Origin of the sequence: Micromonospora halophytica, assembly GCF_900090245.1 — a bacterium.
Lineage (GTDB): Bacteria > Actinomycetota > Actinomycetes > Mycobacteriales > Micromonosporaceae > Micromonospora > Micromonospora halophytica.
In genome coordinates this window covers 130,324-144,844 of record NZ_FMDN01000002.1, presented here as the reverse complement: position 1 = coordinate 144,844, position 14,521 = coordinate 130,324, and the positions used below count along the sequence as shown (strand labels likewise).

15 protein-coding genes are annotated in these 14,521 nt (G+C 73.6%); 10 read left to right on the top strand and 5 right to left on the bottom strand.

The window, feature by feature from the left end:
- Nucleotides 1-36: 36 nt before the first annotated feature.
- The 7 genes from GA0070560_RS03315 (at nucleotide 37) to hisF (ending at nucleotide 4,432) form a co-directional block, all read left to right on the top strand.
- The gene (locus tag GA0070560_RS03315) at nucleotides 37-360 is read left to right on the top strand and encodes a hypothetical protein (RefSeq protein WP_091291196.1); all 324 of its coding nucleotides are present in this window, start codon (nucleotides 37-39) and stop codon (nucleotides 358-360) included.
- A 15-nt stretch (nucleotides 361-375) separates the two neighbouring features.
- Nucleotides 376-1,104 (top strand): bifunctional 1-(5-phosphoribosyl)-5-((5-phosphoribosylamino)methylideneamino)imidazole-4-carboxamide isomerase/phosphoribosylanthranilate isomerase PriA, encoded by a 729-nt coding sequence (gene priA, locus GA0070560_RS03310; RefSeq protein ID WP_091291194.1) that lies wholly within the window; start codon nucleotides 376-378, stop codon nucleotides 1,102-1,104.
- A complete protein-coding gene (locus tag GA0070560_RS03305) occupies nucleotides 1,101-1,517 on the top strand; it encodes a RidA family protein (RefSeq protein WP_091291192.1) in 417 nt (138 codons plus the stop codon). The genes priA and GA0070560_RS03305 overlap by 4 nt, the downstream gene beginning before the upstream one ends.
- Before the next feature lie 139 nt (nucleotides 1,518-1,656).
- Nucleotides 1,657-2,103, top strand: coding sequence for a MarR family winged helix-turn-helix transcriptional regulator (locus tag GA0070560_RS03300; protein ID WP_091291190.1), 447 nt, complete (start codon nucleotides 1,657-1,659; stop codon nucleotides 2,101-2,103).
- A 5-nt stretch (nucleotides 2,104-2,108) separates the two neighbouring features.
- Entirely contained in the window at nucleotides 2,109-2,540 is a 432-nt protein-coding gene (locus GA0070560_RS03295) for an organic hydroperoxide resistance protein (RefSeq protein ID WP_091291896.1), read from the top strand.
- A 49-nt stretch (nucleotides 2,541-2,589) separates the two neighbouring features.
- A complete protein-coding gene (locus GA0070560_RS03290; RefSeq protein WP_091291188.1) occupies nucleotides 2,590-3,588 on the top strand; it encodes an NADP-dependent oxidoreductase in 999 nt (332 codons plus the stop codon).
- 76 nt (nucleotides 3,589-3,664) lie between these two features.
- Nucleotides 3,665-4,432, top strand: a complete 768-nt coding sequence (gene hisF, locus GA0070560_RS03285; RefSeq protein ID WP_091291186.1) for an imidazole glycerol phosphate synthase subunit HisF — start codon at nucleotides 3,665-3,667, stop codon at nucleotides 4,430-4,432.
- Between the two features lie 3 nt (nucleotides 4,433-4,435).
- Here hisF and GA0070560_RS03280 read toward each other — a convergent pair whose 3' ends face one another.
- Both GA0070560_RS03280 and yczE read right to left on the bottom strand, forming a co-directional pair.
- Nucleotides 4,436-4,897, bottom strand: coding sequence for a hypothetical protein (locus tag GA0070560_RS03280; RefSeq protein WP_091291184.1), 462 nt, complete (start codon nucleotides 4,895-4,897; stop codon nucleotides 4,436-4,438).
- Nucleotides 4,898-4,935: 38 nt separating this feature from the next.
- Nucleotides 4,936-5,610 (bottom strand): membrane protein YczE, encoded by a 675-nt coding sequence (gene yczE, locus GA0070560_RS03275; protein WP_091291182.1) that lies wholly within the window; start codon nucleotides 5,608-5,610, stop codon nucleotides 4,936-4,938.
- 58 nt (nucleotides 5,611-5,668) lie between these two features.
- Here yczE and yczR point away from each other — a divergent pair, with 58 nt between their 5' ends.
- Together yczR and GA0070560_RS03265 are read left to right on the top strand one after the other, a co-directional pair.
- Nucleotides 5,669-7,126, top strand: coding sequence for a MocR-like transcription factor YczR (gene yczR / locus GA0070560_RS03270; protein ID WP_091291180.1), 1,458 nt, complete (start codon nucleotides 5,669-5,671; stop codon nucleotides 7,124-7,126).
- A 136-nt stretch (nucleotides 7,127-7,262) separates the two neighbouring features.
- On the top strand, nucleotides 7,263-8,564 hold the full coding sequence (locus GA0070560_RS03265; protein WP_245675333.1) for a low temperature requirement protein A: 1,302 nt from the start codon (nucleotides 7,263-7,265) through the stop codon (nucleotides 8,562-8,564).
- A gap of 96 nt (nucleotides 8,565-8,660) precedes the next feature.
- Here GA0070560_RS03265 and GA0070560_RS03260 read toward each other — a convergent pair whose 3' ends face one another.
- The 3 genes from GA0070560_RS03260 to GA0070560_RS03250 form a co-directional block, all read right to left on the bottom strand.
- Nucleotides 8,661-10,487 (bottom strand): AMP-dependent synthetase/ligase, encoded by a 1,827-nt coding sequence (locus tag GA0070560_RS03260; protein WP_091291178.1) that lies wholly within the window; start codon nucleotides 10,485-10,487, stop codon nucleotides 8,661-8,663.
- Nucleotides 10,488-10,623: 136 nt separating this feature from the next.
- On the bottom strand, nucleotides 10,624-11,568 hold the full coding sequence (locus tag GA0070560_RS03255; RefSeq protein WP_091291176.1) for a terpene synthase family protein: 945 nt from the start codon (nucleotides 11,566-11,568) through the stop codon (nucleotides 10,624-10,626).
- 181 nt (nucleotides 11,569-11,749) lie between these two features.
- On the bottom strand, nucleotides 11,750-12,379 hold the full coding sequence (locus tag GA0070560_RS03250; protein WP_091291175.1) for a TIGR03085 family metal-binding protein: 630 nt from the start codon (nucleotides 12,377-12,379) through the stop codon (nucleotides 11,750-11,752).
- Nucleotides 12,380-12,552: 173 nt separating this feature from the next.
- On the opposite strand from GA0070560_RS03250, the gene GA0070560_RS03245 reads away from it, so the two are divergent.
- On the top strand, nucleotides 12,553-14,430 hold the full coding sequence (locus GA0070560_RS03245) for an ABC transporter ATP-binding protein (RefSeq protein ID WP_091291173.1): 1,878 nt from the start codon (nucleotides 12,553-12,555) through the stop codon (nucleotides 14,428-14,430).
- Nucleotides 14,431-14,521 lie beyond the last annotated feature (91 nt).

The window sequence follows — 14,521 nt, the reverse complement described above, 5'->3', positions numbered from 1 at the left end:
CGGGTCGTCCCGGCCCGCCCTGCCGGGGGCGGTCCGGTGAGCAAGGAGCGGGCGCGTCGACGCGCGGCGCGCGAGGCCGAGGCCGCCCGGGAACGCGTGGCACGCCAGCGCACGGTGGCCCGTCGGCAGCGTCGCCGGGCCCTGGTACGTCGGCTCACGCCGCAGTGGCGGCGGGGCCGTACCGGGCGGCTGGCTCGGCGTACCCGGGGGGAGCGGGCCGCCATCGTGGGGCTGACCCTGGTGGCCCTGTTCGGCATCTGGGCGTTCGTCGACGACCTGGCGCTGCGCCTGGTGCTGGTCGTCCTGCTGCTGCTGGTCCTGCCGGCGATCGTGGTGATCGCGCTGGACCGTCGGATCTGACCGAGGAGAAGAGAGTTGAGCCTCACCCTGTTGCCCGCCGTGGACGTCGCTGACGGCCAGGCCGTCCGCCTCGTGCAGGGCGCCGCCGGCAGCGAGACCGCGTACGGCGATCCCCTGGAGGCCGCGCTGGCCTGGCAGTCCGACGGCGCCGAGTGGATCCACCTGGTCGACCTCGACGCCGCGTTCGGCCGGGGCTCCAACGCCGCGCTCCTGGCCGACGTCGTCGGCCGGCTCGACGTGCGGGTCGAGCTGTCGGGTGGCATCCGCGACGACGCGTCGCTGCGCGCCGCCCTCGCCACCGGGGCCGCCCGGGTCAACATCGGCACCGCCGCCCTGGAGGATCCCGAGTGGTGCGACCGGATCTGCGGCGAGTACGGCGATCGCGTGGCGATCGGTCTGGACGTGCGGGGTCGTACCCTTTCGGCCCGGGGCTGGACCCGCGACGGCGGTGACCTGTGGGAGGTGCTCCAGCGGCTGGACAAGGCGGGCGCGTCGCGGTACGTGGTCACCGACATCACCAAGGACGGCACCATGCGTGGGCCGAACCTGGACCTGCTGCGTGAGGTCTGCGCCCGCACGGACGCCCCGGTGATCGCCTCCGGCGGCGTCTCCGCGCTGGACGACCTTCGGGCGCTGGCCACCCTGGAGCCGGTCGGGGTGGAGGGCGTGATCGCCGGCAAGGCGCTCTATGCCGGGGCGTTCACCGTGGCGCAGGCGCTGGAGACGCTGCGGGCCGTGGCGTGACCGAGGCCGCCGTGCCGGGTGGCCCGACCGTCACCCGGCTCGGTTCGGGCGGCCCCTGGGAGGCGCGGTACGGCTACTCCCGGGTGGTGCGGGTCGGCGACCGGGTGCTCACGGCCGGTTGCACGTCGACGGTCGACGGGGAGGTCGCCCACGTCGGGGACGCCGCCGCCCAGACCGCCCAGGCGTTGCGGATCGCCCTGGACGCGCTGGCCGAGGTGGGCGCGTCGGTGGCCGACGTGGTCCGTACCCGGATGTACGTGGTCGACCGGCGCTACGCCGACGAGGTCGGCCGGGCGCACAACGCGGTGTTCGGCGCGGTCCGTCCGGCGGCGACGATGGTCGTGGTGGCCGGGTTGCTGCACCCCGACCACCTGGTCGAGGTGGAGTTGGAGGCGTACCTGGCCGCCGCCTGAACCGTGCTCCGTGCCGCCCCGTCCCGCCGTGTGCGGGGCGGGGCGGTGTTGCTTCGGGTGGGGTGCTCCGGCTGTGGCGGTGGCCACGTCACGGCCAGATCGATTGTGCACAACTTAATTGCCCGCTACGGTTCTCGCCGTGACCGATGATCTGGTGCTGCGTCGACAGGTGTGCTTCGCGCTCTACGCCGCGTCGCGCGCCCTCACCGACGTCTACCGGCCCATCCTCGACGAGTTCGGCCTGACCTACCCGCAGTACCTGGTGCTGCTGGTGCTCTGGGAGCGCGGCGACGACGCCCCCACGGTCTCCGAGCTCGGGGCCGCGCTGCGGCTGGACTCCGGCACGCTCTCCCCGCTGCTCAAGCGGCTGGAGGCGGCGGGCCTGGTGGTCCGGACCCGCTCGGCGCGCGACGAGCGACGGGTCGAGGTGGGGCTCACCGCCGACGGTGTGGCCCTGCGGCAGCGGATGGACGAGGTGCCGCTGCGGGTCGCCCGCGCCACCGGCCTCGGCGAGGCCGAGCTGATCGCCCTGCGCGACACCCTCACCCGGGTCACCGAGACGATCCACCGACAGAAGGAGCAGTGATCCCCGTGCAGGTGCTCTACACCGCGTCCGCGCTCGCCACCGGCGACGGCCGGGACGGCCACGTCCGTACCTCCGACGGCACCCTCGACCTGGACCTGGCGATCCCGAAGGAGATGGGCGGCGCCGGCGGCGCGGCCAACCCGGAGCAGCTCTTCGCGGCCGGCTACGCGGCCTGCTTCCACTCCGCGCTGCGCCTGGTCGCCCGCAAGGCCAGGGCGGACGTCTCGGGCTCGGTCGTCGAGGCAGAGGTGGGCATCGGCGGAGACGGCAACGGTGGCTTCGGCCTGGCCGTCACCCTCGTGGTGGACCTGCCCGCCGTCGAGCGGGCCACCGCCGAGCAGTTGGTCGAGGCGGCCCACCAGGTCTGCCCGTACTCCAACGCGACCCGGGGGAACATCCAGGTCGCCCGCGTCGTCCGCGAGGCCGCGTCGGCCTGAGCGCCACCGCAGGGCCGTCGACACCTCGGGTACGAAAGGACGAACTCCGATGAGCACCAACCGTGAGATCCACCTGGCCTCCCGCCCCCAGGGCTGGCCGACCGCCGACAACTTCCGCCTCGTGCAGACCGAGGTGCCCACCCCCGGCCCCGGCCAGATCGTGGTCCGCAACCAGTTCATGTCGGTCGACCCGTACATGCGGGGCCGGATGAACGACGTCAGGTCCTACGTCCCGCCGTTCGCGCTCGACGCCCCGCTCGACGGTGGCGCGGTCGGTGAGGTGGTGGCGAGCGAGGCCGACGGGATCAAGCCCGGCGACACCGTGCTGCACGGTCTCGGCTGGCGCGAGTACGCGCTGCTCGACGCGAAAGCGGCCCGCAAGGTCGACCCGAGCGTCGCGCCGGTCAGCGCGTACCTCGGCGTGCTCGGCATGACCGGTCTGACCGCGTACGCCGGGCTGCTCGACGTGGCCGGGATGAAGCCGGGGGAGACCGTCTTCGTCTCCGGCGCGGCCGGCGCGGTGGGCAGCATGGTCGGCCAGATCGCCAAGCTCTCCGGCGCCGGCCGGGTGGTCGGCAGCGCCGGCTCGGCGGCCAAGGTCGAGCGGCTGGCGGCGCTCGGCTTCGACGCCGCCTTCAACTACCACGACGGCCCGGTGCGCGACCAGCTCAAGGCCGCCGCCCCGGACGGCGTCGACGTCTACTTCGACAACGTCGGCGGTGAGCACCTGGAGGCCGCGATCAGCGCGATGAGGCTACACGGCCGGGCCGCCATCTGCGGCATGATCGCGCAGTACAACTCCACCGAGCCGCCGGCCGCCCCGCGCAACCTGGCGCTGCTGATCGGCAAGCGGCTCACCCTGCGCGGCTTCCTCGTCGGCGACCACGGCCACCTGCGCAAGCAGTTCGTCGCGGACATGGCCGGCTGGCTGCGCGACGGCAGCATCTCGTACGACGAGACGGTCGTCGAGGGCATCGAGAACGCCCCGGAGGCGTTCCTCGGCGTGCTGCGCGGCGACAACCTGGGCAAGATGCTCGTCCGGCTCTGAAGCCCGACCCGGTGCGCGGCGGTGGCCGGCCTCACAGGCCGGTCACCGCCGCGTGCGCGTTGGATAGGCTCACCACATGACGGTGGCGGTACGGGTGATCCCGTGTCTGGACGTGGACGCCGGTCGGGTGGTCAAGGGGGTCAACTTCGTCGACCTGCGCGACGCCGGTGACCCGGTGGAGCTGGCGGCGGCGTACGACCGCGCCGGCGCGGACGAGTTGACCTTCCTCGACGTGACCGCCTCCTCCAGCGACCGGGGCACCATGCTCGACGTGGTCCGGCGCACGGCGGAGTCGGTGTTCATCCCGCTCACCGTCGGCGGTGGCGTCCGGCAGGTCGCCGACGTCGACACCCTGCTGCGCGCCGGGGCCGACAAGGTCGGCGTGAACACCGCCGCCATCGCCCGGCCGGAGTTGATCGCCGAGATCGCCGACCGGTTCGGCCGGCAGGTGCTGGTCCTCTCGCTGGACGTGCGGCGGGCCCCCGCGGGCATTACGCCGAGCGGCTTCGAGGTGACCACCCACGGCGGGCGCCGGGGCACCGGCATCGACGCGGTCGAGTGGGCCCGGCGCGGCGCCGAGCTCGGGGCGGGGGAGATCCTGCTCAACTCGATGGACGCCGACGGCACCAAGGCCGGCTTCGACCTGGCGCTGATCCAGGCGGTCCGCGCGGTGGTCGACGTGCCGGTGATCGCCAGCGGTGGCGCGGGCGCGGTGGCGCACTTCCCGCCGGCGATCGGCGCGGGCGCGGACGCGGTGCTCGCGGCCAGTGTCTTCCACTTCGGTGAGCTGACCGTCGGTGAGGTCAAGGACGCGCTGAAGGCCGCCGGTCACCCCACCCGCTGAGCCTCAGCGGCCGGTGCGGCCCTCCGGTGAGCGGCGCGGCGCCGGGATCGACCGGACCAGGTACTCCTGCACCGCGGCGGCGTGGTCGTCCTCCGGCAGGTGCCAGTCGGCGTCGCCCGGTGCGGTGTGCCGGCGCACCAGCACCCCCTGAACGCTGTCCACCGTGGTCCCCACGCCCGCGCTCGGCCTGGTCCGCCAGAGCCGCTCGCCGTCCGGGGTGATCCGGAACCAGCCGTCGCTCACGCTCACCAGCCCCGCACCGACCAGCCGGCGTACCGCCGTCTCGACGTCGTCCCGGTCCGGGATGGCCTGGTTGAGGTGGTCCGCCGTGGAGATGACGTCAGCGAGCCGGACGCCCTCCGGGCGCCGCGAGTCGGCCGCCCGGCGGTGCCGCCCCGCGCCGCTCGCGATCACCAGTGACACGAAGATCCATGCGTCCGTCCAGCGCCATCCGTTCTCCCCCATGCAGGAATGATGCCCGGCGATGTCGGCGGAGGAAACACCTACTTTCCCGCTGGGGCATCGGTGCAGGTCAGGGGAGTGGGGTGCCGGGGTGTGCCGGCCACGGGCCGGGGCGTCACCGTGAAGATCGGGGTGAACACCTGCACCAGCGGGCCGATCGCGAGCGCGTACGCGACCGTGCCGAGGCCGGCGGTGCCGCCGAGCAGCGCGCCGCAGGACAGCACGAGCACCTCGATGGCGGTGCGGACCAGCCGTACCGACCAGCCGGGGCGGCGGGCGACGATCCCGGTCATCAGTCCGTCGCGCGGGCCGGGGCCGAGGTCGGCGCCGAGGTAGAGCCCGGTCGCGGCGCCGTTGGCGACGATGCCGGTGACCAGCAGGCTGATCCGGGCGGGCAGCGGCAGCCCGGTGGGGAGCAGGGCCACGGTGGCGTCCACCGCCAGGCCGATCACCACGACGTTGCTGACCGTGCCGAGTCCGGGCCGTTGCCGCAGCGGGATCCAGAGCAGCAGCACCGTCGCGCCGACCAGGATGCTCGCCGTGCCCACCGAGACGCCGGTCTGCCGGGACAGCCCCTGGTGGAAGACGTCCCACGGGTTGAGCCCGAGCCCGGAGCGGATCATCAGGGCCATGCTCACGCCGTAGAGGACCAGCCCGGTGTAGAGCTGGGTCAGTCGCCGTACCGGCCGGTGCCGGAGATTGCCAATCACTGCCACACATGCCAACCTAGGGGCCAATCCTGGCAAGAATAGAGCCAATATCGGGGAGGTGGCCGTGACCAGTCAGGTGCGTGGCAGCCAATTGGCGCGACTGCTCGGACAGTGGCACGCACTGCCGGGCCGTCGCCGCAGCCCGGACTACGCCGCGCTCGCCGCCGCGGTCCGCGGCCTGCTCGCCGACGGCCGGCTCCCGCTGGGGGTACGCCTGCCGGCCGAGCGGGAACTCGCCGAGGCGCTGCGGATCAGCCGTACCACGGTCACCGCCGCGTACCGGCAGTTGCGTGAGACCGGGCACCTGGCCAGCCGGCGCGGCGCGGGCAGCTGGACGATGCTGCCCGGCACGCACCGGGTCGCCAGCACCGGGCTCTGGACCCCACTGGACGACCGCGACATGATCGACCTCGGGGTCGCCGCGCTGGCCGCCCCGCCCCAGCTCGTCCCGGCGGCCCGGGCCGCCACCGAGGACCTGCCCCGCTACCTCGGCGGCGCCGGCTACCACCCGACCGGGATCATCGAGCTGCGCGAGGCGATCGCCCGGTCGTACACCGATCGGGGGCTGCTCACCAGCGCCGAGCAGATCATGGTGACCAGCGGCACCCAGCACGCCCTCGACCTGGTGCTGCGACTGGCGCTGGCCCCCGGCGGCAACGTCCTGGTGGAGTCGCCCACCTACCCCAACGCGCTGGCCGCGCTCTCGGCCCGCCGGGCCCGGATCGCCACCCACGGCCTCGCCGCCGACGGGGCCGGGTGGGACGCCGACCTGCTGCTGGGCAGCATCCGGCAGACCCGGCCCAAGCTGGCGTACCTGATCCCCGACTTCCAGAACCCGACCGGTCACCTGATGCCCGCCGACCTGCGCGAGCGGGCGGTCGCCACCGCCCACGCGGCCGGCACCGACCTGGTCGTCGACGAGTCCTTCGTGGACCTCCCGCTGGACGGGACCGTGCTGCCCCCGCCCACCGCCGCCTTCGACCGGCACTCCCGGGTGATCTCCATCGGCGGCATGAGCAAGCCGTACTGGGGTGGGCTGCGGATCGGCTGGGTACGCGCCTCCGCGCCCCAGGTGCAGCGGCTCGCCGCCGCCCGGGTCGGGGTCGACATGGCCAGCCCGGTGCTGGACCAGCTCGTCGCGGTGCATCTGCTCGCCGACGCCCCGACCATCGTCGCCGCCCGCCGCTGCCAGCTCGCCGCCCAGCGCGACGCCCTGCTCGGCGCGCTCGCCGAGCGCCTGCCCGACTGGCGGGTCACCGCCCCGCGCGGCGGGGTCACCCTCTGGGCCGAGCTGGACGGCCCGATCTCCAGCGCGCTGGCCCGCGCCGCCGAGGAGGTCGGCGTACGGCTGGCGCCCGGCCCCCGGTTCGGCCTGGACGGGACCCTGGAACGCTTCCTGCGGCTGCCCTTCACCCTGCCCGCGGCCGACCTGGTCGAGGCGGTGGGCCGGCTCGCCGACGTCCGGTACGACCTGGACCGGGCGGCCCGCCCGCAGTGGCGGGAGGCGACGGTCATCGCCTGACGCCCCCTGCCTGCCCGGCGAGCACCGCGCGGGCCCGGCGCCCACCGGCCCGGCGCCCGGTCACCGGCACCGCCCGGACGGGTGCCCTCCGGCCGATCCGGCCCGTCGGCGCGGGGCCGGTGGGCAGACTGCCCGGGTGGGGACATCGGCCCGGAACCGGCTCATCAGCTGGGGTGGGCCCGGCACCCGGGTCACCCGGCTGGAACTCTTCTACGACCTGGTCTTCGTCTTCGCGTTCCTCAACGTCACCACCCTCACCGCGGCGAACCTGACCGCCCAGCGCCTGATCGAGGCGCTGTTCGTGCTGGTGCTGCTCTGGTGGTGCTGGACCGGCTTCGCCGCGGTCGGCAACATCCTCCGCGCCGACCAGGGCGTCATGCCACTGGTCGGATTCTCGATCATGGCGGCGGTCTTCGTGCTCGCGCTGACCACCGGGGTGGCCTTCCGGGACGAGCCCGGCGGGCTCTACGGCCCGTGGGTCTTCTCCCTCGCCTACCTGGCCACCTGGCTGGTCAAGGTGGTCGCGCTCTGGAGCACCGTCGGGTGGGACGGGGCGCCGCGGGCGCGGTCGATGCTGCTCACCGCGCCCACCATGGGCGGCGCGGTGATCATCGTGATCGCCGCGACGGTGCCGCAGTGGTTGGTGCCGGACTCGGCTGTGGAGAACGTCCGGCTCGGGCTCTGGACGGTCGCGCTGCTGATGGAGTACTCCGTCGCGCTCCTGCTGCCCCGGACGGGATGGCGGCTGCGCTCGGTGGGGCACTGGGCCGAGCGACACGCGCTGATCCTGCTGGTCGCGCTCGGCGAATCGGTGATCGCGCTCGGTATCGGCACGACCGACCGCGCCGGCCGCCCCATCGGCTTCCCGATCATCGCCGCGGCGGTGTTCGGCATCGCGATCATCGCGGCGCTCTGGTGGCTCTACTTCGACGTGCTGGCCTTCGCCGTCGAGCAGGTGCTGCACGGCGTACGGGGGCGCGCGCGGATCCCGATGGCCCGGGACGTCTACACCTACCTGCACCTGCCACTGATCGTCGGGATCATCTTCTTCGCCCTCGGGTTGAAGGAGATCCTGGCCGAGGTGACCCAGGATCCCTCCTCCGCCTCCCGGAAGGAGTTCGGTGGGCTGGTCATGCTGGTGCTGTACGGCGGGGTGATCCTCTACCTGGTGGCGCTGGTCGCCATCCAGCTGCGGGTGTTCCGCCGACTCGACCGGGTCCTCGCCACGGCCGCCGTCCTGCTCGTGCTGCTCGTTCCGGCCGCCTACCGGCTGCCGGTGCTGACCACGCTGAGTCTGCTCACCGCCGCAGTGGTGGCCGTGGTGCTGGTCCAGCTCCGGGCCACCCGGGAGGTCCGCCGCCGGGTGCGCGAGACGGCGATGGACGAACAGGCCGCGCTGGAGGCGGAGGCGAACTCCTGGCGCCGCCACCACTTCTGACGGGTGTGCGCCGATCGGTGGCGGGGACGGCACCTGTGAGCCGGACGAGGGTGGCCGTGCCCCGGGGGAGGGACGGGGCACGGCCACCGGGTGCGGTCAGATCTCGGCGAGGGTGCCCTCGTACATCTGGTCGATCTCGGCGGAGAAGTTGCTCTCCACACCCCGTCGCTTGATCTTGAGAGACGGGGTGATCTCGCCGTGCTCGATGGTCAGGTCACGCGGCAGGATGGTGACCTTCTTGATCGTCTCCCACCGGTTGAGCTTCGCGTTGAGCTGTGCGACGTACTCCTCGACCATGGCCTTCGCCTCGGGGGAGGCCACCACGTCGGCGTAGTCCCGGCCCTCCAGCGGGCCGCCGGCCGTCCAGCCCTTGATCGCGTCCGGGTCCAGGGTGACCAGCATCGTGCAGTAGTTGCGGGCCTGGCCGATCACGACCGCCTGCGAGGTGTACGGGCAGATCGCCTTGAACATGCCCTCGATGTGCGAGGGTGCGATGTACTTGCCGCCGGAGGTCTTGACCAGGTCCTTCTTCCGGTCGGTGATGCGCAGGTAGCCGTCGTCGTCCAGGCTGCCGATGTCGCCGGTGCGGAAGAAGCCGTCCTCGGTGAACGCGGCGGCGGTCTCCTCGGGCAGGTTGTGGTACCCGCGCATGACCGGACGGCCGCGGACCAGGATCTCGCCGTCGGTGTCGATCCGGCACTCCAGGTCGCCCATCGCCCTGCCGACCGTGCCGATGCGCAGCCCGTCCGGCGGGTTGACGAAGTTTCCGGCGCTGGTCTCGGTCAGGCCGTACCCCTCGGAGATCGGCAGGTTCGCCGCGGCGAAGAAGGTGGCGATCTCCTTGCTCAGCGGCGCCGCGCCGGAGACCAGCACCCGGATCCGGCCGCCCAGACGGGTCTGGATCTTGCTGAAGACCAGCTTCTCGGCCACCGCGTACTTCAGCTTCAGCCCGATCGGGACCGGACGCCCGGCCTGTTCCAGGGCGACCTTCTCCTTGCCGACCGCGACGGCCCAGGCGAAGATCTTCGCCTTGGCCCCGCCGGCGTCCTGCGCCGTGGTGACCGACTTGTTGTAGACCTTCTCGAAGACCCGGGGCGCGCCGCACATCAGCGTCGGCCTGATCACCGCGAGCATGTCGACCAGCTTGTCCACCCGGCCGTCGACGTAGGTCGGCAGACCGACGTGGGTGGAGCCGCAGATCAGCGTCTTGCCGAACGAGTGGGACAGCGGCAGCCAGAGGTAGTGCACGTCGTCGGCGCGCAGCAGGCTCGTCTCGGCCTGCACGACCGCCTCCCAGCACCAGCCGCCGTGCAGCAGCTCCACGCCCTTCGGGCGGCCCGTGGTGCCCGAGGTGTAGATCAGGGTGGCCAGGTGGTCCGGGCCGACCGGGGCGACCAGCCGGTCGACCAGGTCGGGGTCGGCCGCCAGCGCCGTCCTGCCGCGCTCCTCCAGTTCGGCCAGGGTGAGCTGGGGTACGGCCGCGGCCGGGTCGGCGGCGCCGTCGAAGAGCACCACATGGGTCAACGCCGGCAGGTCGGCGCCGGCGATCTTCGCCGCCTGGGCCGGGTTCTCCGCGAACAGCACCACGGAACCCGAGTCGGCGATGATGTAGGTCGCGTCCTCGGGTTCGGTGGTGGGGTAGACGGTGGTGGTCGCGCCGCCCGCGCACATGATGCCGAAGTCGGCGATCACCCAGTCCAGCCGGGTGTTCGCCAGGATCGCCACCGGATCCTCCAGCCCGACACCCAGGCTGTTCAGGCCGGCGGCGACCGCCTTGGCCCGCTGGCCGACCTGTTCCCACGTGAGCCAGACCGGCCCGGAGTCGTCCGCGTTCGGGTGGGCGAAGGCCTGGCCGTCGGGAGTCGCGGCCACGCGCTTGAGGAACATGTCGGGGATGGAACGGTACGGTACATCGAGAGCCATCGCTGTAGCCGCCTTCAGGGGGTGGATGACGTGACGGGGGTCACGCGCTCTGCGGTTACCGAAGAGTATTGCCTGCACCCGGGCGTCGGCTACCCCCCGAGCCTGTGAGCCGGCTGAGTCCCGCGAGGTGGACCGGTCAGTCGTACCGGGTCGCCCGCAGTGACCAGTCGTAGGTGGCGCGGATCCAGGCCCGGCGGACGGCGAGGAACGGCGCGAGCGACGGATCCCCGGCGAGGGTCGCCTCCCGGTCCAGATAGTGGGCCAGGGCGTCGTTGAACCGGTCGGCCGCCGCGCGGAAGGCGGCGTCGGAGTCCAGGCCGTGCTGCGCCGCGATCACCGTCACCAGGTTCTGCGCGTCGGCCTCGACGCGTCGCTCCTTGCGGTGCGAGAACAGGTCGTTGCACCAGCAGACCAGGTCGGCGGAGAGGTCGTCGAGGGCGAACACCTCCGGGTCGACCCGCCGCCGGGCCGTGGGCAACCCGTCGTACGCGAGGTCGGTGAGCGTCATGCTGGGGCGGGCGCCGCCGGTGTGCCGCCGCATCTGCACGTACTCCGCCAGGTCGGGCACCCGCCGGTGCTCCCGGTTGGCCGCCTCCCAGAGCAGGGCGAGCAGGTACTCCCGCAGTTGGCTGACCAGCCGCAGCAGCAGGGCGGGACAGCCCTGGTCGCGGACCCGCCGGCAGACGTCGTGCAGCGCCATGCCGAGCGGGCCGGCGTCGGGCGGCGTCGGCGCGCCCGGGTCGCCGAGCCGGTCGAGCACGTCCAGCAGGGCGCCGACCGTCGGGGCGAGCCGGGTCGGCTGCGCGCCGAGGCCGTCCTCGTCGCAGGCGTCGTCCATGACGAACAGCCAGGTGACCAGGTCGGCCAGGAGCCGGAGCCGGTCGGTCGGCGCCTGCGGGCAGGCCCGGCCGACGAGTTCGGCGGCGGCGGCACGGCGCAGCCGGCGCCACCGGGGGCCGTCGTCGACCAGGCCCAGCCGGCGGGCCCAGTCGAGGCTCTGGGTGGCCACCTCGTCGGTGTCCGGGTGTCGACGCGCGGGGAAGGGCGGCTCGTGCAGTGCCGACACGGCCGTGCTCCGCATGGTGGCCCCCTGTCCGGCCGGCCGGGTCGGCCGACGCGTGCCAGAGGGTACGGAAAATGCATCGGTGGGGATCAGTGTGTACGGAAGGAGGGTCGCGAGGACCCGTGACCGATTCCGCACATGGCGCGAACTGTTGGCGCGACGTCATCCGTCGGGTACTCGGCGTGATCGCCGGGTCGGGTCAGAAGCCGAATCGGGCGGTGCGGAGCCGGTCGGCCGGGGCGGTGGGGCCGTCGATCTGCACCCGGGCCACCCGCTGCCGGCCGGAGAGGAAGAGCGCCAGTTCGCCCGGGGCGCCCACCAGCCGCAGCCGGTCACCGCCGCGGCCCACGGTCAGCTCGCCGTACCCGGGGGCCTGCACCAGCACGTCGGCCGGGAACCGGCGCAGCGCCCGACGCGCCAGCAGCCCCGCCGGCTTCCACAGCCGGCCCTGCAGCCCGGCCGGCAGGTTCCGCGGCAGCCACCCCGACCGGGCCCGCCGGACGTCCTCGTGATGGATGAAGAACTCCAGGGTGTTGGCGAGCTCGTCGGTGAGCGGGTTGCTCAGCGGGCTCCACAGCGGCGGCCGGCGTACCCGCCCGACCAGGTCCGCCCAGGGCAGCGCCGCGACGCGCAGGCGGACCCGCTCGCCGTACCCCCGCAGCGGCGGCAGCACGATGCCGCCGGCGGCGTCCGGCCGACGCTCCCGTACCACGAGGTGCGCGGCGAGGTCACGGGTCGTCCACCCCTCGTTGAGCGTCGGTGCGTCCGGGCCCAGTTCCAACATGAGATCGGCGAGCGCCTCGCGCTCCGATCGGGCGTACCGCGGCATGAGAGGGATGGTAGGCCGCCCTGCCCGCATCGGCCCGTCGAGCGCGCGGCACCGGGCGGGGATCGGACGCGACGGTACGGACGTGACGGCGGACATACCCGTTCCGGGTCGGCGCAGCCGGCGCGGACCGGTAAGGATGAACAGACACGAGGTGGCTCACGGCGGGGGAGAGCGTGGCGGGCAGGACGAGTCGGGACGTGCTCGGGCGAGGGCTGGCGGTCCTCGGCCGGGCGATCCGGGAACAGCCACGGATCTTCGCGGTGGCGGTGACCAGCAGTGTGCTCTTCGGCGTCATGGTGATCGCCAGCGCGTACGTGGTGGGCGCGGTGGTCGGCGAGGTGGTGGTGCCGTCGATCGCCGACGGCTCCGTCGCGGTCGGCGCGCTCGCCCTGGCCGCGGCGGCGTTGTTCGGCATCAGCGTGCTGCGGGTGGTCGCCATCTTCGGCCGTCGCCTCGGCGCCGGCTACATGCAGTACCGCCTCCAGGCGGCCTACCGGCGCCGGGTCACCCGCCGCTACCTCGACCTGCCGCTGGCCTGGCACCAGCGCAACGCCACCGGGACGCTGCTGTCCAACGCCAACTCCGACGTCGAGGCGGCCTGGTACCCGATCGCCCCGCTGCCCTTCGCGGTCGGCACGCTGGTGATGCTGGTCGGCGCGATCGCCTCGCTCTTTCTCACCGACTGGGCGCTGGCCCTGGTCGGGCTGGCCGTGTTCCCGGCGCTCTTCGCGCTCAACGTGGTCTACTCCCGGCGGATGGCGCCCCGGCAGGCCCGCGCGCAGCGGTTGCGCGCCGAGGTCAGCGGCATCGCCCACGAGAGCTTCGACGGCGCGCTGGTGGTCAAGACGATGGGCCGCGAGGCCCAGGAGACGGTCCGCTTCTCCGCCCGCGCCGGTGAGCTGCGTGACGCGCTGATCTCCGTCGGCCGGCTGCGCGGCGTCTTCGATCCGCTGCTGGAGACGCTGCCCAGTCTCGGCACCCTGGCCGTGCTGGTGGTCGGCGCGGTCCGGCTGCGCCACGGTGCGATCGGCGTCACCGAGCTGGTCAGCGTCGCCTTCCTCTTCACCGTCCTGGCCTTCCCGGTGCGGGCCATCGGCTGGGTGCTGGCCGAGCTGCCGCGCAGCGTCGCCGGCTGGGACCGGGTCCGCCGGGTCCTGGACGCCACCGGCGAGATGCCGTACGGCGACCGCCGGCTCGACCCGGACCCGCCGGCGCCGGCCTCGCTGGCCTTCCACGACGTGCACTTCGCCTACGAGCCGGCCGAGGCGCACCTGCCCGGTGTCGCGGTCCTCGGCGAGGTCTCCTTCACCGTGCCGGCCGGGAAGACGGTCGCCCTGGTCGGGCCGACGGGCGCCGGCAAGTCGACGGTCGCCTCGCTGGCGGTACGCCTGGTCGATCCGCGCGCCGGCACGGTCACCCTGGACGGCGTGGACGTCCGCGACCTGAGCGCCGAGTCGCTCACCTCCACGGTCGCCCTGGTCGCCCAGGTGCCGTTCGTCTTCGACGACACCGTCCGGGCCAACATCACCCTGGACCGGCCGGGCATCGGCGACGACGACGTCTGGGCGGCGCTGCGGCTGGCCGAGGCGGACGGTTTCGTCGCCGCGCTCCCCGACGGGCTGGACACCCTCGTCGGTGAACGGGGCACCTCGCTCTCCGGCGGGCAGCGGCAACGCCTCACCCTGGCCCGCGCGCTCGCCGGGCGGCCCCGGCTGCTGGTCCTCGACGACGCGACCAGCGCGGTCGACCCGCGGGTGGAGGCGGCCATCCTGGCCGGTCTGCGCGCCCCGGCCGGCGGGCAGGGCGCCGCCGCCTCGATCCTGGTGGTCGCCTACCGCCGGGCGACCATCGCGCTCGCCGACGAGGTGATCTACCTGGAGCAGGGGCGGGTGCTGGCCCGGGGCACGCACCGCGAGCTGCTCGCCACCGTGCCCGGGTACGCCGACCTGGTCACCGCGTACGAGCAGGCCGAGCGGGAACGCGAGCAGACCCGGACGTACGAAGAGGTCACCCCGCTGGCCTCCGGCCTGGAGATCGAGGTGGACCGGTGAGCGCGAGGAGTGCAGCGGAGCGGAGCCCCGCAGTCGCGAACGGAGAGTGGCACCGGTGACCAGTGGTGAGCCGCAGCGGCCGGAGGCCACC